The sequence below is a fragment of the Blastococcus aggregatus genome (assembly GCF_900221005.1).
Taxonomy (GTDB): Bacteria; Actinomycetota; Actinomycetes; order Mycobacteriales; family Geodermatophilaceae; genus Blastococcus; species Blastococcus aggregatus.
In genome coordinates, this window is record NZ_OBQI01000007.1 from 19,856 (window position 1) to 41,490 (window position 21,635).

The window sequence follows — 21,635 nt, forward strand, 5'->3', positions numbered from 1 at the left end:
CCACCCGGCACCACCGCACCCAGCCCCAGCGGGTGCGGGCACCACCCTCCGCAGTTCGGCTCCCCGCCGCGGCAACCGTCGCGCGAGAGCCGCCCACAGACTTCGCAGGACGAGCTTGCCGCCGTACCCCGTGCGACGCCTCGCCCCGCCCGATTCCGTGCTCCTGCGCGGCCGCCGGTCATCCGATCGGCGCCCGGGAGCACATGAGGAGACGAGCCCTCGTGGCCGATACCGACAACACCAGCAACGCCGACGAGACCCCCACCGGTCCCGCGCCCGACGAGGTGACCGAGGTTCCCGCGGTGTCCGAGGACTCCTCGGTCCCCGAGGACCCGGAGGAGGAGTCCGAGGCCCCGGCCGACGACGCCCCGTCCGCGCCTGAGCCTGAGCCTGAGCCTGAGCCTGAGGCGGACACCGAGCCGGCCGGCTCCCGCTTCGGCGCCCAGTTCAGCTCTCCGGAGCCGACCGCGGTGGTCGCCCGTCCTCGCCGCCGGGCCACCCGCCCGGTCGCGGCGCCCGACCCCGACGCCGTGGAGCCGGTGACCCCGGCGGCGCCCGCCGCCCCGGTCCCGGCGTTCGTCAGCTTCATGGCCCCGCCGGTCGACGCGCCACCGGCACCGCGCCGCCGCAGCCGCCGGCCGGCCGAGTCGCCCGACGTGGAGCCCGGCGACGCCGAGGCCCCCGAGGTGGTCGAGGAGGAGGCGGAGCCGACCCGGTCGGGACGGCAGCGCTCCCGCCGCCGTCCCGCGGCGGAGCAGCCGGTCGAGGACGTCGAGCCCACCGAGGACGACGACACCGACGACGAGAGCAGCTCCGAGGACGACGGCGACGCGGGCGACGGCACCGGCAGCCGCCGGCGGCGTCGTGGCCGCCGTGGCCGCGGACGTGGCCGCACCGGCGAGGACTCCGGCGACGGTGACGACGACTCCGGCGAGCAGCAGCCGGTCGCCGCCACCGAGCAGGACTCCGACGACGACGCGACCGACGAGAACGACGACGACACCGACGGCGACTCCGACGAGGCTTCGGGCGGCTCCAGCACCCGCCGGCGCCGGCGCCGGCGTCGTCGCACCGGGGGCGGGGGCGAGGAGGCCTCCGACGACACCGAGGACGACGACCGCCCGGAGCGGGCGGGCCGCAACGGCCGCACCACCAGCGACGACGACGTCCGCGGGGTCGCCGGCTCCACCCGCCTCGAGGCCAAGCGCCAGCGCCGCCGGGACGGCCGCGACACCGGCCGCCGCCGCGCGCCGATCCTGACCGAGAGCGAGTTCCTGGCCCGCCGCGAGGCGGTCGACCGCAAGATGGTCATCCGCCAGCGGGGCGAGCGCACGCAGATCGCCGTCCTCGAGGACGACGTGATGGTCGAGCACTACGTGACCCAGGCGCAGGCCACCTCGTTCGCCGGCAACGTCTACCTCGGCCGGGTGCAGAACGTGCTGCCCAGCATGGAGGCCGCCTTCGTCGACGTCGGCAAGGGACGCAACGCCGTCCTCTACGCCGGTGAGGTCAACTGGGACGCCGCGGGCCTGTCCGGCAAGCAGCGCTCGATCGAGACCGCCATGAAGTCCGGCGACAAGGTGCTGGTGCAGGTCACCAAGGACCCGATCGGCCACAAGGGCGCCCGGCTCACCCAGCAGATCAACCTGCCCGGCCGCTTCCTCGTCTACGTGCCCGGCGGCTCCATGACCGGGATCAGCCGGAAGCTCCCCGACACCGAGCGCCAGCGGCTCAAGGACATCCTCAAGCGGATCGTCCCCGAGGACGCCGGCGTGATCATCCGGACCGCGGCGGAGGGCGCCTCCGAGGAGGAGCTCACCCGCGACGTGAACCGGCTCAAGGCGCAGTGGGAGGTCATCACGCAGAAGGCGGGCTCGACCTCCAGCGCGCCGACCCTGCTCTACGGCGAGCCCGACCTGGCGATCCGCGTCATCCGCGACGTCTTCAACGAGGACTTCAAGGAGCTCGTCGTCCAGGGTGACGACGCGTGGGACACCGTCGAGGCCTACGTCAGCCATGTCTCGCCCGAGCTCAGCGCCCGGCTGTCCCGCTACACCGGCCAGGGCGACGTCTTCCACGACCTCCGGATCGACGAGCAGCTGGCCAAGGCGCTCGACCGCAAGGTCTGGCTGCCCTCGGGTGGCTCGCTGGTGATCGACCGCACCGAGGCGATGACCGTCGTCGACGTCAACACCGGCAAGTTCGTCGGCTCGGGCGGCAACCTCGAGCAGACCGTCACGCGCAACAACATGGAGGCCGCGGAGGAGATCGTCCGCCAGCTCCGGCTCCGCGACATCGGCGGCATCATCGTCATCGACTTCATCGACATGGTGCTCGAGAGCAACCGTGACCTGGTGCTCCGCCGGCTCACCGAGTGCCTCGGCCGCGACCGCACCAAGCACCAGGTCGCCGAGGTCACCTCCCTGGGCCTGGTCCAGATGACCCGCAAGCGCGTCGGGCAGGGCCTGCTCGAGGTGTTCTCCGAGAGCTGCGAGCACTGCCGCGGCCGCGGGATCATCGTCCGGACCGACCCCGTGGACGACAAGAACCGCGGCGGCAGCGGTGGCTCGGGCAGCTCCGGTGGCGGCAACGGCGGCGGGGGCAACGGCGGCGGCAACCGCCGGGACCGCTCGGGCAAGGGCGAGAACACCGGCGCCAGGGACGACGCGCCGCCGGCCGAGCAGGCCGCGACGGAGAGCACCCCGGGGGCCGAGCCGGCCGCCGACGGAGACGCCGAGGCCGGCGAGGGCACCCGCAGCGGCGGACGGCGCAACCGCGGCCGCCGCAACCGCGGGCAGTCGGGTGAGGACCGGGCCGCAGCGGACGCCGCCGTCCTGGCCGGCGCTCGCGGGGAGGACACCCCCGAGGACGGGGCCGAGACCCCGGAGGCCGCGACCCCCGAGGCCGAGACCCCCGAGGCCGAGGTCGTCGCGGTCGAGGACGTTGCGCCGGTGAACGCCGGCTCCGACGCGCAGCCCGCCACGCCGCCGCGCGCGTCCGACGACGTGGTCGTCGTGCCGCCGCTCGCCGTGGCCGAGCCGGTGCGGGACCAGTCGGCGCAGGACGAGCCCGTGCAGGACCAGCAGGACGAGCCCGTCGCGGGGGAGACCCCGGACGACGAGCCCGAGCCGGCTCCCGAGATCACGGTGCCGGAGGTGGTCGCCCTGGAGGCGGCCGTTCCCGAGATCGCACCGGCACCCGAGGCCGCACCGGCGGGGCGTCCGCGCCGTCGCCGGGCGGCCAGCCGACCGGCCGGACCGCCGGTCGCCTGAGCGGAGGGCTCCTCCGCCCGCCCCCGCGGGACGTGGGCGGAGGAGCCGCCGAGGTCACGTCGACCCGGCTCCCGGGCTCAGGTACGCTGGTCGGGTTGCATCGCCACCGCGCGGGCGCCTTCGGGTGCCGCCGGGTCAGGCGTCCGCAGCCCGTCCAGCACCCGGCGCCCGATCGGTCGTGCGCGCCGGACAGACAGCTGGATACGAAGAAGCTAACGAGGAGTCAGTGGTGTACGCAGTGGTGAAGGCCGGTGGCAGCCAGCACAAGGTGGCCGTGGGCGACACGTTCACGATCAACCGCCTGGCGGGTGCGACCGGCGACAGCGTCGCCCTGCCGGCGATCCTCCTGGTCGACGGGGAGACCGTGACCAGCGACGCCGCGGCCCTGGCCAAGGTGACCGTGACCGGCGAGATCGTCGAGCACGGCAAGGGTCCCAAGATCCGCATCCACAAGTTCAAGAACAAGACCGGTTACCACAAGCGGCAGGGGCACCGTCAGCCCCTGACCAGCGTCGTGGTCCGCGACATCTCGAAGGGCTGACCTCGACATGGCACACAAGAAGGGCGCATCGTCGTCCCGCAACGGTCGCGACTCGAACGCCCAGCGACTCGGCGTGAAGCGCTTCGGCGGCCAGGTCGTCAAGGCCGGCGAGATCATCGTCCGTCAGCGCGGCACCCACTTCCACCCGGGTCTCGGTGTCGGCCGGGGCAGCGACGACACGCTGTTCGCGCTGGCTCCCGGCTCGGTCACCTTCGGCACGCGCCGCGGGCGGAAGACCATCTCCATCAGCGCCGTCGAGGCCTGAGCACCATCCCCTGCTCCGGCAGGGGGCCGGCCCTTCCGGGGCCGCAGCACATTCGTGTCGCGACGAGCGCACGGGCGACCTGCCCGTGCGCTCGTGGCGCTTAGCAGGTAGGAGGCGACCGCTCTTGGCCGCTTTCGTCGATCGAGTGGTCCTGTACGTGGCGGCCGGCAACGGTGGCCACGGCGTCTCCTCGGTCCATCGGGAGAAGTTCAAGCCCCTCGGCGGACCCGACGGCGGCAACGGCGGCGACGGCGGGGACGTCGTCCTCGAGGTCGACCCCAACGTGCACACGCTGCTGGACTTCCACCACCACCCGCACCAGAAGGCCGGCAACGGCAAGCCGGGCGAGGGCAGCAACCGCCACGGCGGCAAGGGCGAGGACCGGGTCCTCAAGGTGCCGGCCGGCACGGTCGTCAGCACGCCCGACGGCCGGGTCGTCGCCGACCTCGTCGGCGCCGGCACCCGCGTCGTGCTCGCCAAGGGCGGCCGGGGTGGGCTCGGCAACGCCGCGCTGGCCAACGCCCGCCGCAAGGCTCCCGGCTTCGCGCTGCTCGGTGAGCCCGGCGAGACGTTCGACGCCGTCATCGAGCTCAAGAGCATCGCCGACGTCGGCCTGGTCGGGTTCCCGTCGGCGGGCAAGTCCTCGCTGATCGCGGCGATGTCGTCGGCCCGCCCGAAGATCGCCGACTACCCCTTCACCACGCTGGTGCCCAACCTCGGCGTGATCCGCTCCGGCGACACCGTCTACACGATGGCCGACGTCCCGGGCCTGATCCCGGGCGCCTCCACCGGCAAGGGCCTCGGCGTGCAGTTCCTCCGCCACGTCGAGCGCTGCGCCGTGCTCGTGCACGTCGTCGACATGGCCACGATGGAGCCCGGGCGCGACCCGGAGAGCGACATCGAGGCCCTCGAGCACGAGCTGGCCGAGTACGGCGGTGACGAGCTCGACCTCGTCGGGCGGCTGCGGATCGCCGTCCTCAACAAGATCGACGTGCCGGACGCCCGGGAGCTGGTCGACCTGGTGCGCGCCACGCTCGAGGCGCGCGGCCTGGCCGTCTACCCGGTGAGTGCGGCCACGGGGGAGGGCTTCAAGGAGTTCGGCTTCGCCCTCGCCGCGGCGGTCGAGGAGCACCGCGCGAGCCTGCCGCCCATGGAGCCGGCCCGCGTCACCGTCACGCCCAAGGCGGTCGACGACTCCGGGTTCACCGTGGAGCGCGACACCGAGTTCGACACCGGCGGCTTCCTCGTGCACGGCGTCCGGCCCGAGCGCTGGGTCCGCCAGACCGACTTCAACAACGACGAGGCCGTCGGCTTCCTCGCCGACCGGCTCAACCGGCTCGGTGTGGAGGAGGCGCTGGCCAAGGCGGGCGCCGTCCGCGGCGACGCGGTCACCATCGGCGGGGTCACCTTCGACTGGGAGCCCCAGCTGCCGGCCGGCACGCTCACCGCCGAGGAGTCCGCCGGCCTGGGCGGGCGCGGCACCGACCGCCGCATCGACGCGCCGCACCGCGTGCGCGCCGAGGAACGGCTCGCGGCCAAGAAGGCCCGCCGCATGCCCTACGAGCTCAGCGAGCCGGGGTGGACCGAGGACGACCTGCCGGAGGACGCGCGGTGAGCGCGCGCCCGGAGATCGGGGGCGCTCGGCGCGTCGTGGTCAAGGTCGGCTCCTCCTCGCTCACCACGCTGCCCGGCGGGCTGGACACCGAGAAGCTGACGGCGCTGGTCGACGTCCTGGGTGCCGTGCGCGCCGCGGGCCGCGAGGTCGTGCTGGTCTCCTCGGGCGCCATCGCGGCCGGGCTCGCCCCGCTCGGGCTGCAGGGCCGCCCCCGCGACCTGGCGACGGCGCAGGCCGCGGCCAGCGTCGGGCAGCTCCGGCTCGTGCAGACCTACGCCGATGCGTTCGCGCGGCACGGGGTGACCGTCGGCCAGGTGCTCCTGACCGCCGACGACCTCACCCGGCGCGGCCACTACCGGAACGCGCACCGGACCGTCGAGCGGCTGCTCGCCCTCGGGGTGCTGCCGGTCGTCAACGAGAACGACACGGTGGCCACCGAGGAGATCCGCTTCGGCGACAACGACCGGCTCGCCGCCCTCGTCGCACACGTGGCGCAGGCCGACGCGCTCGTCCTGCTCTCCGATGTCGACGGCGTCTACGACGGCGATCCCCGCTCGGGCCCGGCGTCGCTGGTCGACACCGTCCGCGAGCCCGCCGACCTCGCTGCCGTCACCCTCGGCACCGCCACGCGCAACGGCGTCGGCACAGGCGGCATGGCGACCAAGGTCGAGGCCGCCTTCATCGCCGCGCACGCGGGCGTCCCCGTCGTCGTCACGTCGACCGCGCAGGCCGCCGCCGCGCTGGCCGGGGAGCGGGTGGGCACCCTGTTCCAGCCGATGGGCCGGCGGCCCAGCGCCCGCCAGTTCTGGCTGCGCTACGCCAGCCGTCCGCGCGGCCGGCTGGTCCTGGACGACGGTGCGGTGGAGGCGGTCCGCGAGCGGCACGCCTCGCTGCTGGCCGCCGGCATCACCGCGGTGTCGGGCGAGTTCGTCGCCGACGACCCGGTCGAGCTGGTCGGGCTCGACGGCACGGTGGTCGCCCGCGGGCTGGTCGCCTACGACGCCTCCGAGCTGCCCCGGCTGCTCGGGCACAAGACCGGCGACCTGCCGCCGGAGTACCGCCGCGAGGTGGTGCACCGCGACGAGATGGTGCTCGTCCGCCGCCGCACCTGAGCGGGGGCCGGACGAGGCGGCGGAGGTCGGCTGAGAGACTGGGACCGTGACGATCCGCCCCATCCGCGAGCTCGGCGACCCGGTCCTGCGCACCCCCTCCGACGAGGTGACCGCCTTCGACGGCTGGCTGGCCGCGCTGGTGCGCGACCTCGAGGAGACCGTGGACCACCCCGGGCGGGCCGGGGTGGCCGCACCGCAGATCGGTGTCAACGTCCGCGCGTTCTCCTACAACATCGACGGCGTGATCGGGCACATGGTCAACCCCGTGATCGTCGAGCGCTCCGAGGAGATCCAGGACGGCGACGAGGGGTGCCTGTCCGTTCCCGGGATCTGGGCGCCGACGGTGCGGTCGCTGCGCTGCGTCGCCGAGGGCTTCGACGTCACCGGCGCGCCGCTGCGCATCGAGGGCGAGGGCCTGATGGCCCGCTGCCTGCAGCACGAGGTCGACCACCTCGACGGGAAGCTCTTCCTCGACCGGCTCAGCGGGGATGCCCGCAAGGCCGCGTTCCGGGCGCTCCGCGAGCGCTGAGTCCGGGCGCGGCGTCAGGCCGCGCAGTCGGCGCAGGTGCCGAACAGCTCCATCCGGTGGCCGACGTCGGCGAACCCGTGCTCGGCGGCGACCCGGCGGGCCCACCGCTCCACCGGCGGGTCGCTGATCTCGACGGCGCGACCGCACTCGCGGCACACCAGGTGGTGGTGGTGCACCGTGGAGCAGCGGCGGTAGGACGCCTCGCCGTCCTCGCCCCGGAGCACGTCGACGCGGCCGTCCTCGACCAGGCACTGCAGGCCGCGGTAGACCGTCGCCAGCCCCACCCGCTCGCCCCGCCGGCCCAGGAGGCCGTGCAGCTCCTGCGCCGTGCGGAAGCCGTCGAGCTCCTCGAGCAGGCCCAGGAGCGCGCTGCGCTGGCGGGTCGCCGGCCGGGGAGCGGGGGAGGAGGGTGCGCTCACGGGGTGCTCCGGGGCGGCGCGGGGACGGCGTGCTCGCCGTGCTCGTCGTAGTGCACGCCCGAGCCGGTCCGGTGCGGCGCGTGCCGGTGGCCGTCGTGGTCGTAGTCGACGTGGTCGCCGTGCGGCACCGGCGGGTGCCCGCAGTCCTGGCCGTGCTCGTGCGGATGGGCGCCGTGCACGTCGGCCCGGCGCCGGTGCCGGCGGCGGGCGGTCGTCTCGTGCACGGCCACGGCGAGGGAGACCACGAGGAACAGTGCGATCGCGAGCAGCACGATCGTCCCGCCCGACGGAGTGCCGGTGTAGTACGACGTCGCCGTCCCGGACAGGCTGACCACGAGGCCGATCGCGCATCCCAGGAGCACCGTCTGGCGGAAGCTGCGGGCGACCAGCTGCGCCACCGCGCACGGCACGATCATCAGGGCGCTGATGAGCAGCAGGCCGACCACGCGCATGGAGAGCACCACGGTCGAGGCGACCAGGGCCGCCAGCACGATGTTGAGCCGGAGCACCGGGAGCCCGACGGCGCGGGCGTACTCCTCGTCGTCGCTCACGGCGTACAGCCGCTGCCCCAGCAGGCCGACGACGACCAGCACCACGACGGCGATCACGGCGAAGACGGCGACGTCGGAGCCGCTCGTGGTGGTGATCGCGCCGAACAGGTAGGCGTCGAGATTGGTGGCCTGTCCCTGGGGCGCCAGGCTCAGCAGCACCACGCCCCCGGCGATGCCGCCGTAGAACAGGACGGCGAGGGCGACGTCGCCGCTGGTCCGCCCGCGGGCGCGGACCAGCTCGATCAGCACCGCGCCGAGGACGGCCGCGACGAGTGCGGTGCCCACCGGGGCGGTCGAGGTGAGGATGCCGACGGCCACACCGGTGAGCGCGACGTGGCCGAGGCCGTCGCCGAGCAGCGAGAGCCGGCGCTGGACCAGGAAGATCCCCACGGCGGGCGCGACCAGGCCGACCATGAGCGAGGCCAGCAGGGCCCGCTGCATGAACGCGTAGTCGAGGATGTCCACGTCAGGCTCCTGCGGTGCGGGGTCGGGCCGAGGGTGGGGTGACCGTGGGCTGGTCGAGCCGGTAGCCCGGCCGGCCCGGGGGCTGCCCGGCGTCCTCGTGGTGGTGGTGACCGCCACCGGGCTCGGCCTGCGCGCCGGCCAGCGGACCGTCGTAGGTGATCAGGCCGGACTCGACGACGACCGCGCGGTGCAGCACGCCCGCGAGCGGCCCGGCCTCGTGGGTGACGACCAGCAGCGTCGTCCCGGCGGCCGAGACGCGGGCGAGGACGCCGGCGAGGGCCTCCTGGCTGGCGGCGTCCACGCCGGCGGTCGGCTCGTCCATGATCAGCAGCTCGGGCTCGGCGGCGAGCGCGCGGGCGACGAGCACGCGCCGCTGCTGGCCGCCGGACAGCGAGGCCACCGGGTCCTCCATGCGGTCGCCCATGCCGACGGCGGCCACCGCGTCGGCGACGGCGCGGCGGTCGGCCGCACCCAGCCGGCGGAACAGCCCCAGGCGCGCCAGCCGGCCCACCGACACGACCTCGCGGACCGTCGCCGGCGCCGCACCGCTGACGGTGTGCCGCTGCGGCACGTAGCCCACCCGGCCGCGCTCGCGCAGCCGGCCGACCGGGGCGCCGAGCACGGTCACCTCGCCGGCGAGGACGGTGGCCAGTCCGAGCAGGCCGCGGGCGAGGGTGGTCTTGCCCGAGCCGTTGGAGCCCAGCACGGCGACCGCCTCGCCGGGTGCGACGGCCAGGTCGACCTCCCGGACGATCGGCACGTCGCCGTAGCCGATGCTCGCCCCGCGCAGGCCGATGGCGCCCTCACCCGTCGTCGGCGTCATGAGCAGGACTGGCCCGCCTGCAGCGTGGCCAGGTTCGCCCGCATGACCTCGAGGTAGTCCTCGCCGGGAGACTCGTCGGTCAGCCCCTCGACCGGGTCGAGGACGGCGGTGCGCACCCCGGCCTCCGAGGCGACGGTCTCAGCCACGGCCGGGTCGACCAGCGCCTCGGTGTAGACGGTGGTGACGCCGCGCTCGGCGACCAGGCGGGAGATCGCGGCCAGCTGGGCCGACGTCGGCTCCTGGGAGGGGCTCAGCCCGTTGATCCCGACCACCTCGAGACCGTAGCGCTCGGCGAGGTAGCCGAAGGCGTCGTGCGCGGTGACGAGGGTGTCGACGGCGCAGTCCGCCAGCCCGGCGCGCAGCTCGGCGTCGAGGGCTTCGAGGTCGGCCCGCAGGTCCGCGGCGTTGGCGGCGAAGGTGTCGGCGCCCTCGGGGTCGAGCTCGGTCAGCTGGTCGGCCAGCGCGTCACCGACGTCCGCCAGCCGGACGGGGTCCAGCCAGAAGTGCGGGTCGTCGACGTCGTCCTCGTGCCCGTGGTCGTCGTCGGTGCCCTCGTCGGCCTGGTCGTGGGACTCGCCTGCCAGGAGGTCGGCGGCGCTTCCGGCATCCCACGCGGAGTCGCCGCCGGTGGCGTCCGCCGCCTCGTCGAGGGCCGGCTGGAAACCGGCGAGGTAGACCAGCAGGTCGGCGTCCTCGACGGATGCGACGTCGCGCGGGGTGAGCTCGAGGTCGTGCGGCTCGCCGCCCGGAGGGGTGAGCGCCTCGACCGAGATCCGGTCCCCGCCGACCCGCTCGGCCGCCCACTCCAGGGGGTAGAAGCCGGCGATCACCTGCAGGCCCTCGCCCCCGTCGCCACCCCCTCCGGCGCCGTCGCTCCCGCAGCCGGCGGTGAGCACGAGCGCGGCGGCGGTCAGGCTGACGCCGACCCGGCGGGAGGCTGTACTGATCATGAGAACCATTCTCACATACGGTCGGCCCGTGCCGCTCGCACGGTTCGCCGTACGGGCACGCGTAGTCTCCCCGACGTGTTCGACGTCACGGAGCTGCCGCTGATCGGCGCCGCCGCGCTGCGCGCCCGGTCGGCCGCCCGCGTGCTGCGCACCCTGCCCACCGACGCCAAGGACGGCGCGCTGACGGCGATGGCCGAGGCGCTGGTCGAGCACACCGACTCGATCCTGGCCGCCAACGCCGTCGACGTGGCCGCCGCCCGGGCCGACGGAACCCCCGAGTCGACCGTCGACCGGCTGCGCCTGGACGCCGACCGGATCGAGGGCGTGGCCGCCGCGCTGCGCCAGCTGGTCGCCCTGCCGGACCCGGTGGGCGACGTCGTCCGCGGCTCGCGGTTGCCCAACGGCCTGGAGCTGCGCCAGGTCCGGGTACCCCTCGGCGTCGTCGGCATCGTCTACGAGGCGCGGCCGAACGTCACCGTCGACGCGGCCGGCCTCTGCCTCAAGAGCGGGAACGCCGCCCTGCTGCGCGGCTCGGCGTCGGCCTTCGAGACGAACACGGCCCTGATCGAGGTGCTCACCGAGGCGGGGGAGAAGGCCGGCCTGCCCGCCGGCTTCGTGGAGCTGCTGCCGGCCGACCGGGCGTCGGTGGGGGAGCTGCTGAACGCCCGCGGCCTGGTCGACGTGGTCATCCCGCGTGGCGGCGCCTCGCTGATCCAGCGCGTGGTGCGCGAGTCTCGGGTGCCGGTCATCGAGACCGGTGAGGGCAACTGCCACGTGTACGTCGACGCCTCCGCGGACCCCGCCATCGCCGAGGCGGTCGTGCTCAACTCCAAGACCCACCGGGTGAGCGTCTGCAACTCCGCGGAGACGCTGCTCGTGCACCGCGACGTCCCGTTCCTGCCGCGCCTGCTGCGCGCACTGACCGACGCCGGCGTGACCGTCCACGGCGATCCCGCCGTGCTCGAGGCCGCCGGAGCCGGCGCGCCCGCGGTCCTCCCCGCGACCGACGAGGACTGGGCGGCGGAGTACCTGTCGATGGACATGGCCGTGCGCGTGGTCGACGACCTGCCCGAGGCGCTGGACCACATCGCGCGCTGGACCACCGGGCACACGGAGGCCATCGTCGCGGACTCCGCCACCGCCATCGCCGCCTTCACCGCGGGGGTCGACGCCGCCGCCGTGCTGGTCAACGCCTCCACCCGCTTCACCGACGGGGGAGAGTTCGGTTTCGGCGCCGAGATCGGCATCTCGACGCAGAAGTTGCACGCCCGTGGCCCGCTCGGACTGCCCGAGCTGACCTCGACCACCTACGTCGTCACCGGTCGTGGCCACGTCCGCTGAGCGGTCCGTCCGGCCCGCCCCCCTCTCTCAGGAGTCGTCTTGCCCCGTCCGCTGTCGCAGTCCCCGCACTTCTCGTCCGTCAGCGATGTCAGCAAGCGGCTGAGCGAGGCGGGTTACCTGCCCGACGCCCAGATCGCGACGACGGTCTTCCTCGCCGACCGGCTGGGCAAGCCGCTGCTGGTCGAGGGGCCCGCGGGCACCGGGAAGACCGAGCTCGCCAAGGCGCTGGCCACCGCCACCGGCTCGGACCTCATCCGCCTGCAGTGCTACGAGGGCCTGGACGAGGCCCGTGCGCTGTACGAGTGGAACTACAAGAAGCAGCTGCTGCGCATCCAGGCCTCGCAGGCCGGTGACGGCGCCGACTGGGACAGCGTGCACGACGACATCTTCGGCGACGAGTTCCTGCTGTCCCGCCCGCTGCTGACCGCCATCCGGCGCACCGACCCGACCGTGCTGCTCATCGACGAGACCGACAAGGCCGATGTCGAGGTCGAGGGCCTGCTGCTGGAGGTGCTGTCGGACTTCCAGGTGACCATCCCCGAGCTCGGCACCATCACCGCCACCCGCCGACCCATGGTCATCCTCACCTCCAACGCCACGCGTGAGCTGTCCGAGGCGCTCAAGCGCCGCTGCCTCTACCTGGCGCTGGACTACCCCTCGGCCGACCGCGAGCGCGAGATCGTGCTGTCGCGGGTGCCGGACCTGGCCCCGGGCCTGGCCGACCAGCTGGTCAAGACGGTGCGCGCGCTGCGGGCGATGGAGCTGAAGAAGTCGCCGTCGATCTCCGAGACGCTCGACTGGGCGCAGACGCTGCTCGAGCTGGGCCTGGACACCCTGGACGAGGGTGCGATGGCCTCCACCCTCGGGGTGGTGCTCAAGCACGCCAGCGACCAGGAGCGTGCCGCCGCCGAGCTCCGGCTCAACTGATGACCGCGCCGCTGAGCCGCTCCGAGGAGCTCGGGGGGCTGGCCGGGCACCTCGACGGGTTCGTCCGCGCGGTGCGCGCGGCCGGCATCCCGGTGGGCATCACCCAGGCCGTCGACGCCGCCGAGATCCTCACCGTCGTAGACCTGCTCGAGCGCGAGCAGTTGCGGCACGGTCTCGCGGCCGTGCTGCTGCAGCGCGCGGCCCAGCGGCCCGCCTACGACGTGCTGTTCGATCTCTGGTGGCCGCTGAGCGACCGACCGAGGACGTCCTCGGACTCCGAGGGGTCCGAGGACGGCGACGAGGGCGGCGAGGGCGGCGAGCCCGGGCAGGGCGGTCCGCGGCAGGACGACGCCGCCCTGGCCAAGGCGATGCGCGAGCAGCTGTTCCAGCTGCTGCTCGAGGGCGACGAGGACGAGATCCGCCGGTTCGCCCGGCGGGCCGTGGACCGGCTCGGCAGCGGCCAGCCCAGCCCCACCGGGCAGTCGTACTTCAGCTACCGGGTCATGCGCGCCCTCTCGCCGGACACGCTGGTCGCCCAGCTGCTGGCCGGGCTGCTGGCCGAGGGCGACCGCGGTGGGCTCAACGAGCAGGTCGCCCGCCAGACGGTGCGCGAGCGGGTGGACGCGTTCAAGAACGCCGTCGAGACCGAGGTGCGCCGCCGGACGGCCGACGAGAAGGGCCGGGAGCGGGTCGCGAAGAACGCCGTCCGCCCGCTGGCCGACCAGATCGACTTCCTCCGTGCGCAGTCGACCGACCTCGCGGAGCTCCGCCGCACGGTGGCGCCGCTGGCGCGGCGTCTGGCCGTCCGGCTCTCCGCGCGACGGAAGATCGGCCGCCAGGGCCGGCTGGACTTCCGCAAGACCGTCCGGGCCTCGCTGGGGACCGGCGGCGTGCCGGTGGTCACCCACCACCGGCCGCGGAAGGTGCACAAGCCCGAGCTGGTCGTGCTCTGCGACGTCAGCGGCTCGGTGGCCGGCTTCAGCCACTTCACGCTGATGCTGACCCAGGCCCTGCGCGAGCACTTCACCGGCGTGCGGGCCTTCGCCTTCGTCGACTCGACCGACGAGGTGACCCGGTTCTTCCGACCGGGCGCCGACGTCGCCGACGCCGTGACCCGCATCGGTCGGGAGGCGCAGGTGGTCGCCTTCGACGGGCACAGCGACTACGGCACCGCGTTCGAGGTGTTCGCGGACAAGTACGCATCCGCGATCGGGCCGAAGACCTCGCTGCTGGTACTGGGCGACGGCCGGACGAACTACCGGCCGGCCGCGGTGCCGCTGTTGGCCAGCATGGTGCGCCGGTCCCGGTCGGCGCACTGGCTGAACCCCGAGCCGCGCCGGCAGTGGGGGAGCGGGGACTCCGCCGCCGACCGGTACGGCGAGGTCATCGACATGGTGGAGTGCCGCAACGCCTCCCAGCTGGCCGACTTCATCACCACGCTCTGACGTCGGGGGTGGGTCCGGGCGCTGCCTCGATCCACCCCGGCGTCCGGTCCCGCGCCGGCTCCGGGCCGAGAGCTGCCGTCGGGCACCCGGTTCGTCGTCGAGTCGCGGAGTCGGCTCGTCGACGTGGCGACCGGTCGACATGTCGCCGAATCGCCTCCGCGTCCGCCCCGGCGGGCGGGTGTGCGCGCGAACACGATGAATTCCGGTACCAAGGCGTAACCCAGGGGCCGGCGAGCCGTTGGGCAGCGCGGTGCCGATGCTCCCGGGCGTCGGCACCGTCCGACCGCGACAGGGCGGAGACGCCCGCGACCGGCTGCACGGGGGAGCCGGTCGCCGCGGCTCGGGGCACCTCGTGAGCGGGGGGCGGTGGCCCTCTCACGCGCACCCCGGTGGTGCGGCCAGGCCTCGTTCCGGTGCGCCCGGCTACGCTCGGTCGGTGACAGGCGGGCGAATCGGTGTGATGGGCGGGACGTTCGACCCCATCCACCACGGACACCTCGTGGCCGCGAGCGAGGTCGCCGGGCTCTTCGGGCTCGACGAGGTCGTCTTCGTGCCGACCGGCCAGCCGTGGCAGAAGAGCGACCGGCAGGTGAGCCCCGCCGAGGACCGCTACCTCATGACGGTCATCGCCACGGCGTCCAATCCGCGGTTCTCCGTCAGCCGGGTCGACATCGACCGGGGCGGCCCCACCTACACGATCGACACCCTGGTCGACCTGCGCGCCCAGAGGCCGGACGCCGAACTCTTCTTCATCACCGGCGCGGACGCCCTGGCCCAGATCATGACCTGGCGCGACGGGGACCGGTGCTTCGACCTGGCGCACTTCATCGGCGTGACCCGGCCCGGGTACACGCTGGCCGACCTCGATCTGCCTCCCGGGCGGGTCAGCCTGGTCGAGATCCCCGCGCTGGCCATCAGTTCCAGTGACTGCCGTGGACGCGTCGCCCGGGGTATGCCGGTCTGGTACCTGGTGCCCGACGGCGTCGTCCAGTACATCGAGAAGCGGGGCCTCTACCGGGAGGGCCCACGCCGGCGTGCGCCGTCGGCCGTCAGCGGCGGCGAGGACGTCCCCCCGGCGGAGCCTGATCCCGGACACGACACCGACACCCCATCCCACTTCCAGGAGGTACCCAGATGACCGCCTCGGCCGAGGCGCGGGACACCGCGCAACTCGCCGCTCAGGCGGCCGCCGACAAGCTCGCCACCGACGTCTCGATCGTGGACGTCAGCGACCGGCTGGCGATCACCGATGCGTTCGTCCTCGCATCGGCGCCGAACGAGCGCCAGGTGCAGGCGATCGTGGACGCGGTCGAGGAGCGCCTGCGCGAGCACGGCATCAAGCCGGTGCGCCGCGAGGGCATGAACGAGGCCCGCTGGGTGCTGCTGGACTTCGTGGACGTCGTCGTCCACGTCCAGCACGCCGAGGAGCGGGCCTACTACGCACTCGAGCGCCTGTGGAAGGACTGCCCGACGATCCCGTTCGTCGACAGCGCCCTGCCGGCGGAGACGGCGGCCGACCCGTCGACGCCGGACGACGGGGACGCGGCGGAGGCCGTGGAGCCGTCGCAGGACATGCCCGAGCGGTGAGCTCCGACGCGGCGCTCGCCCTGCCCGTCCGGCGGCTGATCCTCTGGCGGCACGGGCGCACGGAGTGGAACGCCGTCGGACGCTTCCAGGGCCGGATGGATCCGCCCCTGGACGAGGTGGGCCGCCGGCAGGCCCTCGAGGCCGCGCCGCACCTCGTGACGGCGGGCTCGCTCGGGGACGACACGGTCGTGGTCTCCAGCGACCTCGACCGCGCCGCGCACACCGCCGCTGCCCTGACCGGGCTCCTCGGCGTGCCGCTTCGGCTCGATCCGCGGCTGCAGGAGCACGGCATGGGCTCGTGGGAGGGCCTCACCCGCGACGAGGTGGCCGACCGGTACCCCGACCAGTACGCAGACTGGCTGGCCGGACGCCCGGTGCTGGGGCGCGGTGGCGAGGAGCCCGGGGCGGTCGCCGAACGGGCACTCGCCGCGCTCGCCGACCTGCCACCGGCTCCGGTGGCGGTCGTCGTCACGCACGGCGGCACGAGCGGTCGCCTGATCGAGCGCCTGATCGGGCTCGGGCCCGGGCAACGACGGCTGTTCGGACCGCTGGGGAACTGCGGCTGGAGCGAGCTCCGGGAGCAGTCGGGGGCCTGGCGCGTCATGCGCCACAACGCGTCGGTGCCCGCGACGGTGACCGCCGCCGGCAACGGCGTCGGCCACGACGGTGTCGCCGCGCGCGAGGGTGCGCCGGTGCGGTCGGGTGCGAACCCCGAGGAGGGCGGCGCCGGACCCGTCGGGGACGCCGACGCGGTGTAGGGAGCGAACTCCCGACGCAACCCGAACGGTGGACGGCTGACCGTGGCTCCTGGATCCCGGGGCCCGGCAGTTAGCCTCGCCGGGTGCCCGTTGCCGTCGTCACCGATTCGACGGCGTACCTCCCGCCGGAACTCCTCGAGCGCTACCGCATCGAGGTCGTCCCGCTGTACGTGGTGCTGGCCGGCCGTTCCGGGACCGAGGGCGAGTCCGTCGGCCCCGACGACGTAGCCAGGGTGCTGGGCACGCGCGGCGGGCGGGTCTCCACGTCCCGCCCCACGCCGGGCGACTTCGTCGCGGCCTACCGGCGGCTCCTGGACGCCGGAGCGGACCGGCTGGTGTCCATCCATCTCTCCGCCGAGCTGTCGGGCACCTGGGACGCGGCCCGGCTGGCTGCCTCGCAGGTCGGCGAGCACATCGTCACGGTCGTCGACAGCCGATCGGCGGCGATGGGGAACGGCTTCGCCGTGCTGGCGGCCGCTCGGGCGGCCGCCGCCGGAGCGGACGCCGCCGAGGTCGCCCACGCGGCCCGCCGCACGGCGGCGGCCACCCGCACGTTCTTCGTCGTGGACACGCTGGACCACCTCCGTCGCGGAGGCCGCATCGGGCCGGCGGCCGCCCTCCTGGGCTCGGCGCTGGCGGTCAAGCCCGTGCTGCACGTGCTCGACGGACGGGTGCTGCCGCTGGAGAAGGTCCGCACCTCCGCCCGCGCCCTGAACCGGCTGGTCCAGCGGGTCGTCGAGGAGGTGGCGGACGCCCCGGTGTTCCTCGCGGTGCACCACCTCGCCGCCCCGGAGAAGGCCGAACGGCTGGCCGCCGAGCTGCGCGAGCGGGTGCCGACCGCGCGCGAGATCTACGTGAGCGAGCTCGGCGCCGCCATCGGGGCGCACGTGGGCCCCGGTGCGGTCGGCGTCGTCGTGGCGCCGGACGACACGAGCGAGGCGGAGGACGGCGTCGCCGCGGAGACACCACCGCCGGAGAGCCCGCACCAGTCCACGACGGACGACTGACCGCGGCCGGGCAACGAGGGCTGCACGCAGGGGCATGAGGGCACCCTGACCGCTGCGGGTGCCGGAGCGCTCCCCGGCATCCACAGCCCGGCCCTCCGTCCACAGATCCGGTTCGAGGCCGTCGTGGGTGACCGGGGGTTCCTAGCGTCCGCGGGGTGCGCACCAGCCCTCGCCGCTCCGACGACGCCGACGTCATCCGCGCCCGGTTGCGTGCGCTGCTCGACGAGGGATTCCGCGGCGGCTGGGTGCCCGAGGACGAGGACGAAGGCGAGGAGGAAGGCGAGGAGGCGCGGACGCCGGTGACCCAGGGGCGGTCGCCCTCCGGACGAGCCGAGGAACACCACGCCCTCGAGGGCGACGGCGCCGGGGCGGAGCCGGGCGCGGACCGCCCCCCGGGGCTCGGACGGCACCGGGCGCCCGACCGGGTGGTGCGGTGGAATCCAGGCCGGCCCGGTGCCCGCGCTCTCTGGATCGCGGGACTGCTGGCCGCGCTGCTGGTCATCGGCGGGACGTGGTGGGACCGCCCCCAGGTCGAACCGGTGACGCCGGAGTCGACCGGCAACTCGGCGGCGGCGCTCCCGACGGCCGGCCCTCGCGTGGGGGAGGCGGCCGAGACCGCGACCACCGTCGTCGTCGCCGTGGTGGGCCTGGTCGGGCGGCCCGGACTGGTGACCGTGCCGACCGGCTCCCGGGTCGCCGACGCCGTCGAGGCGGCCGGCGGGTTCCTACCGGGCACCGATCCGGCCACGGTCAACCTCGCCGCGGTGGTCTCCGACGGCCAGCAGATCGCGGTCGGGGCGCCCTCCCCGGTCAGCGGCAGCCCGTCGCCGGCTGGGGCGGGCGCCGGCGGGCCGGTGAACCTCAACACCGCGACCGCCCAGGACCTCGATGCGCTCCCGGGCATCGGCCCGGTGCTCGCCCAGCGGATCGTCGACCACCGCAGTGAGCAGGGCCGGTTCCGCAGCGTCGAGCAGCTCGACGACGTCCCCGGCATCGGCCCGGCGATCGCCGCCGAGCTGGCCGAGCTGGTGACGGTGTGACGCCGGTCCGACGGCCGGCGCCGGAGGTCGCGGACGGCCGCTGGCGGTGGACGGATCTGCGGCTGGTCCCGGTGGCCGGCGTCGTGTGGGCGGTCAGCCTGGCGGCGCCGTTCCTCGCGCCCGTGCTCGTGGCCGTGGTGTCGGCCGGCGCGGCGGGCCTGGCGTGGTGTGCCCGCCGTCGCAGGAGCGCCGGGGCCACGGTGCTCCTGTCCGTCCTCGCCGCGCTCGCCGTCACCAGCGCGACCTCTGCGGTCCGCGGGATGGCCCGGGAGGCCTCGCCGCTGCGGCTGCTCGCCGAGGAGCAGCGCGCCGTCACGGTGGACCTCGAACTGGACGGTGACCCGCACCTGCTCTCCGGGGGCGGGCATCCCCGGGTGGTCGTCGACGCGACGGTGACCGCGCTGCACGAGGGTGCGTCGACCAGGCGCCTGGAGGCCGCAGTGCTGCTCTTCGCGCCGGCGGAGGGCTGGCGGAACCTGCTGCCCGGGCAGCAGCTGCGGGCGAACGCGAGCACGTCGCCGCCTCGCCACGGCGACGACGTCGTCGCGGTGCTGTCGGCTCGTGGGCCGCCCACGGCCGTCGGGAGCGCCGAGGGATGGCAGCGGCTCGCCGGAGCGATGCGCGACGGGCTGGCCGACTCGTCGGCCCGGGTGCTCGATCCCCGGCCGGCCGGGCTGCTGCCCGGGCTGGTGGTCGGGGACACCCGGCAGATGGACCCGGTGCTCGACGAGGACTTCCGACGGGCCGGGCTCGCCCACCTGACGGCCGTGTCGGGGGCGAACGTGGCGATCACGATCACCGCGGTGCTCTGGCCGCTGCGCCGGCGGGCGGTCGACCGGCGTGTGCAGGCGGCCGTGGGTGGCGCAGCGCTCGTGTGCTTCGTCGTGCTGGCCCGTCCCGAGCCGAGCGTGGTCCGGGCGGCCGCCATGGGGGCGGTCACGCTGCTGGCGCTGGCGTCCGGTCGGGCCCGGGTGGCCGTGCCGGCCCTCGCGGCCGCGGTGTGCGTCCTGCTCCTCGCCGATCCCGGCCTGGCGCGTGACCTCGGTTTCGCGCTCTCCGTGGTCGCCACGGGGGCGATCGTCCTGCTGGCCCCGGACTGGTCGCGGCACCTCCGGCGGCGCGGCTGGCCTCCGGCGGTCGCCGATGCACTGGCGGTCAGCCTCGCCGCCGGAGCGGCGACGGCGCCACTGGTCGCGGCGCTGTCCGGCACGGTCAGCCTGGTGTCGTTGCCGGCCAACCTGCTGGCGGCTCCGGCGGTGGCTCCGGCCACGATCCTCGGCATCCTCGCCACCGTCGTGGGCGCCCTCCTGCCGCCCGCGGGCGATCTCCTGGTCTGGGGCGCGGGCTGGCCCACCCGGTGGCTGGTGCTGGTGGCCGAGCGCGCGGCGCAACTGCCCGATGCCGCGCCCGGCTGGCCCGCCGGCGTGCTCGGCGCGGCCCTGCTGGCCGCGCTCCTGGCGGGGAGCGGCTGGGCGCTGTGGCGGTTCCGGCGGCTCCGCCCGCTGGCGCTGGCCGCCCTCGCCGGGCTGGTGCTGGTCGGTTGGCCGGTGCGGCAGGCGGTGCGCGGATGGCCGCCGCCGGACACCGTGCTCGTCGCCTGCGACGTCGGCCAGGGCGATGCGCTGGTGCTGCCGACGGGGCCGGGCGAGGCGGTGCTGGTCGACGCCGGCCCGGACGTCGCGGCGGTGGACCGGTGCCTGGACGACCTGGGCATCGAGCGCCTGCCGCTGGTCCTGCTCTCGCACCTGGACGCCGACCACGTGGGCGGTCTCGCCGGCGCCGTCGCCGACCGGCAGGTGGGGGTCGTGGCGACAGGTGTGCTGTCACCGGCCGACGACCGGCTCGCTGCCGTCGAGTCGCTGGTCGGGCACGCCGGTGCGGAGCGGATCCGGCTGCTGCCGGGGGAGCGGCGGGACGTGGGTGCGGTGGCGCTGGAGGTCCTCGCACCGGCTCCCGAACGGGCCACGGCGGCCGCGGAGGCCAACGACCTGTCGCTGGTCGTGCGGGCCACGGTCCGCGGTATCCGGATCCTGCTCACCGGGGATCTCGGGGCCGAGGCGGAGCGGCGGCTGCGGAGCAGCGGGGTCGACCTGGAGGCCGAGGTGCTCAAGGTTCCCCACCACGGGAGCGCCGACGCCGATCCGGGGTTCCTGGTCGCGACCGGTGCCCGGGTGGCGCTGATCTCGGTCGGCGCGGACAACACCTACGGGCACCCCGCCCGCACCCTGCTGGAGGAGCTGGCCCGTGGGGGCATGACCGTCCACCGGACCGATCAGGACGGCGACGTCGCGGTGGTGGGCTCGGTCGACGAGTGGGGTGTGGCAGCGCGACGGCAGAGCCCATGAGGCCATCGGCCGGCCCGGCGATGGGTTTCACCGCCGGCCGACGTCTTCAGTGGCACGGGTCCGGCGAGGAGGAGAACACGGTGCGCAAGGTCGTCCTGTACGAACTGATGACGCTCGACGGGGTCGCCGAAGAACCCGGCGACTGGATGTTCGAGGTCGACGACGAAGTCTTCGACAACCTGGCCGCGGTCATCTCCTCGCAGACCGATGTGCTGCTGGGCCGAGGCACCTTCGACTACTGGGCCGGCTACTGGCCGACGTCGCACGTCGAGCCCTTCGCCGGCTTCATCAACACCGTCCCCAAGCACGTCGTCACGTCGACGCCGCTCGGGCTGCGGTGGTCGGGTGCGGAGGCGGTCACCGAGCGCGCCGAGGACCATGTCGCGAGCCTGAAGGCCGGCCACGGCGGCGACATCGGGGTGCACGGCAGCATCACGCTGGCCCAGTCGCTGCTGCAGGCCGGGCTGGTCGACGAGCTGCGCCTGGTCATCGTCCCCACCATCGCGCACCGCGGACGGCGGCTCTTCCCGGAAGGGCCGCAGTGCCGTCGCCTGGACCTCGTGGCCGTGCGCCCGTCGCCGACGGGCAACCTCTTCGTGCACTACGCCGCACGGGCCACCTGAGGTCAGGAGGACGACGGGCC

At 74.8% G+C, this 21,635-nt stretch carries 20 protein-coding genes; 16 read left to right on the forward strand and 4 right to left on the reverse strand.

The annotated features are described in order from the left end of the window. Positions 1–221: 221 nt before the first annotated feature. The 6 genes from CRP29_RS20060 (at position 222) to CRP29_RS20085 (ending at position 7,334) form a co-directional block, all read left to right on the forward strand. On the forward strand, positions 222–3,272 hold the full coding sequence (locus CRP29_RS20060) for an Rne/Rng family ribonuclease (RefSeq protein WP_245853126.1): 3,051 nt from the start codon (positions 222–224) through the stop codon (positions 3,270–3,272). Between the two features lie 229 nt (positions 3,273–3,501). Next, positions 3,502–3,813 carry a 50S ribosomal protein L21 gene (gene rplU / locus CRP29_RS20065; protein ID WP_091984956.1) on the forward strand — a complete coding sequence of 104 codons (312 nt, stop codon included), beginning with the start codon at positions 3,502–3,504 and terminating at the stop codon, positions 3,811–3,813. 7 nt (positions 3,814–3,820) lie between these two features. After that, complete coding sequence (gene rpmA / locus CRP29_RS20070) at positions 3,821–4,078, forward strand: 50S ribosomal protein L27 (protein ID WP_097196848.1); 258 nt, start codon at positions 3,821–3,823, stop codon at positions 4,076–4,078. 124 nt (positions 4,079–4,202) lie between these two features. Further along, the gene (gene obgE / locus CRP29_RS20075) at positions 4,203–5,693 is read left to right on the forward strand and encodes a GTPase ObgE (protein ID WP_097196849.1); all 1,491 of its coding nucleotides are present in this window, start codon (positions 4,203–4,205) and stop codon (positions 5,691–5,693) included. Next, entirely contained in the window at positions 5,690–6,805 is a 1,116-nt protein-coding gene (gene proB, locus CRP29_RS20080; RefSeq protein ID WP_097196850.1) for a glutamate 5-kinase, read from the forward strand. The genes obgE and proB overlap by 4 nt, the downstream gene beginning before the upstream one ends. 46 nt (positions 6,806–6,851) lie before the next feature. After that, the gene (locus CRP29_RS20085; protein WP_097196851.1) at positions 6,852–7,334 is read left to right on the forward strand and encodes a peptide deformylase; all 483 of its coding nucleotides are present in this window, start codon (positions 6,852–6,854) and stop codon (positions 7,332–7,334) included. 14 nt (positions 7,335–7,348) lie between these two features. On the opposite strand, the gene CRP29_RS22455 is transcribed toward CRP29_RS20085, so the two are convergent. Genes CRP29_RS22455 through CRP29_RS20105 form a run of 4 tightly spaced genes read right to left on the reverse strand, consistent with a single transcriptional unit; the run spans position 7,349 to position 10,542 of the window. Further along, positions 7,349–7,753, reverse strand: a complete 405-nt coding sequence (locus CRP29_RS22455) for a Fur family transcriptional regulator (RefSeq protein WP_141437181.1) — start codon at positions 7,751–7,753, stop codon at positions 7,349–7,351. Then, on the reverse strand, positions 7,750–8,769 hold the full coding sequence (locus tag CRP29_RS20095; RefSeq protein WP_097196852.1) for a metal ABC transporter permease: 1,020 nt from the start codon (positions 8,767–8,769) through the stop codon (positions 7,750–7,752). Before CRP29_RS20095 ends, CRP29_RS22455 begins: the two co-directional genes overlap by 4 nt. A 1-nt stretch (position 8,770) precedes the next feature. Beyond that, positions 8,771–9,592 (reverse strand): metal ABC transporter ATP-binding protein, encoded by an 822-nt coding sequence (locus tag CRP29_RS20100; protein WP_097196853.1) that lies wholly within the window; start codon positions 9,590–9,592, stop codon positions 8,771–8,773. Then, positions 9,589–10,542, reverse strand: a complete 954-nt coding sequence (locus CRP29_RS20105; protein WP_097196854.1) for a metal ABC transporter substrate-binding protein — start codon at positions 10,540–10,542, stop codon at positions 9,589–9,591. The genes CRP29_RS20100 and CRP29_RS20105 overlap by 4 nt, the downstream gene beginning before the upstream one ends. Before the next feature lie 75 nt (positions 10,543–10,617). Here CRP29_RS20105 and CRP29_RS20110 point away from each other — a divergent pair, with 75 nt between their 5' ends. The 10 genes from CRP29_RS20110 (at position 10,618) to CRP29_RS20155 (ending at position 21,615) form a co-directional block, all read left to right on the forward strand. Beyond that, on the forward strand, positions 10,618–11,883 hold the full coding sequence (locus CRP29_RS20110) for a glutamate-5-semialdehyde dehydrogenase (protein ID WP_097196855.1): 1,266 nt from the start codon (positions 10,618–10,620) through the stop codon (positions 11,881–11,883). A 39-nt stretch (positions 11,884–11,922) separates the two neighbouring features. Further along, a complete protein-coding gene (locus CRP29_RS20115) occupies positions 11,923–12,810 on the forward strand; it encodes an AAA family ATPase (RefSeq protein ID WP_097196856.1) in 888 nt (295 codons plus the stop codon). Beyond that, on the forward strand, positions 12,810–14,255 hold the full coding sequence (locus tag CRP29_RS20120; protein WP_097196857.1) for a vWA domain-containing protein: 1,446 nt from the start codon (positions 12,810–12,812) through the stop codon (positions 14,253–14,255). The genes CRP29_RS20115 and CRP29_RS20120 overlap by 1 nt, the downstream gene beginning before the upstream one ends. 436 nt (positions 14,256–14,691) lie before the next feature. Beyond that, complete coding sequence (gene nadD, locus CRP29_RS20125) at positions 14,692–15,393, forward strand: nicotinate-nucleotide adenylyltransferase (RefSeq protein ID WP_245853128.1); 702 nt, start codon at positions 14,692–14,694, stop codon at positions 15,391–15,393. Next, positions 15,390–15,842, forward strand: coding sequence for a ribosome silencing factor (gene rsfS / locus CRP29_RS20130; RefSeq protein WP_097196859.1), 453 nt, complete (start codon positions 15,390–15,392; stop codon positions 15,840–15,842). The genes nadD and rsfS overlap by 4 nt, the downstream gene beginning before the upstream one ends. Then, a complete protein-coding gene (locus CRP29_RS20135; RefSeq protein ID WP_097196860.1) occupies positions 15,839–16,600 on the forward strand; it encodes a histidine phosphatase family protein in 762 nt (253 codons plus the stop codon). The genes rsfS and CRP29_RS20135 overlap by 4 nt, the downstream gene beginning before the upstream one ends. 83 nt (positions 16,601–16,683) lie before the next feature. Further along, positions 16,684–17,607, forward strand: coding sequence for a DegV family protein (locus CRP29_RS20140; protein WP_097196861.1), 924 nt, complete (start codon positions 16,684–16,686; stop codon positions 17,605–17,607). Positions 17,608–17,762: 155 nt separating this feature from the next. Next, entirely contained in the window at positions 17,763–18,647 is an 885-nt protein-coding gene (locus CRP29_RS20145; protein ID WP_097196862.1) for a ComEA family DNA-binding protein, read from the forward strand. After that, positions 18,644–20,992 (forward strand): ComEC/Rec2 family competence protein, encoded by a 2,349-nt coding sequence (locus CRP29_RS20150; protein WP_097196863.1) that lies wholly within the window; start codon positions 18,644–18,646, stop codon positions 20,990–20,992. The genes CRP29_RS20145 and CRP29_RS20150 overlap by 4 nt, the downstream gene beginning before the upstream one ends. Before the next feature lie 80 nt (positions 20,993–21,072). Then, the gene (locus CRP29_RS20155; RefSeq protein ID WP_097197049.1) at positions 21,073–21,615 is read left to right on the forward strand and encodes a dihydrofolate reductase family protein; all 543 of its coding nucleotides are present in this window, start codon (positions 21,073–21,075) and stop codon (positions 21,613–21,615) included. Positions 21,616–21,635: the final 20 nt, after the last annotated feature.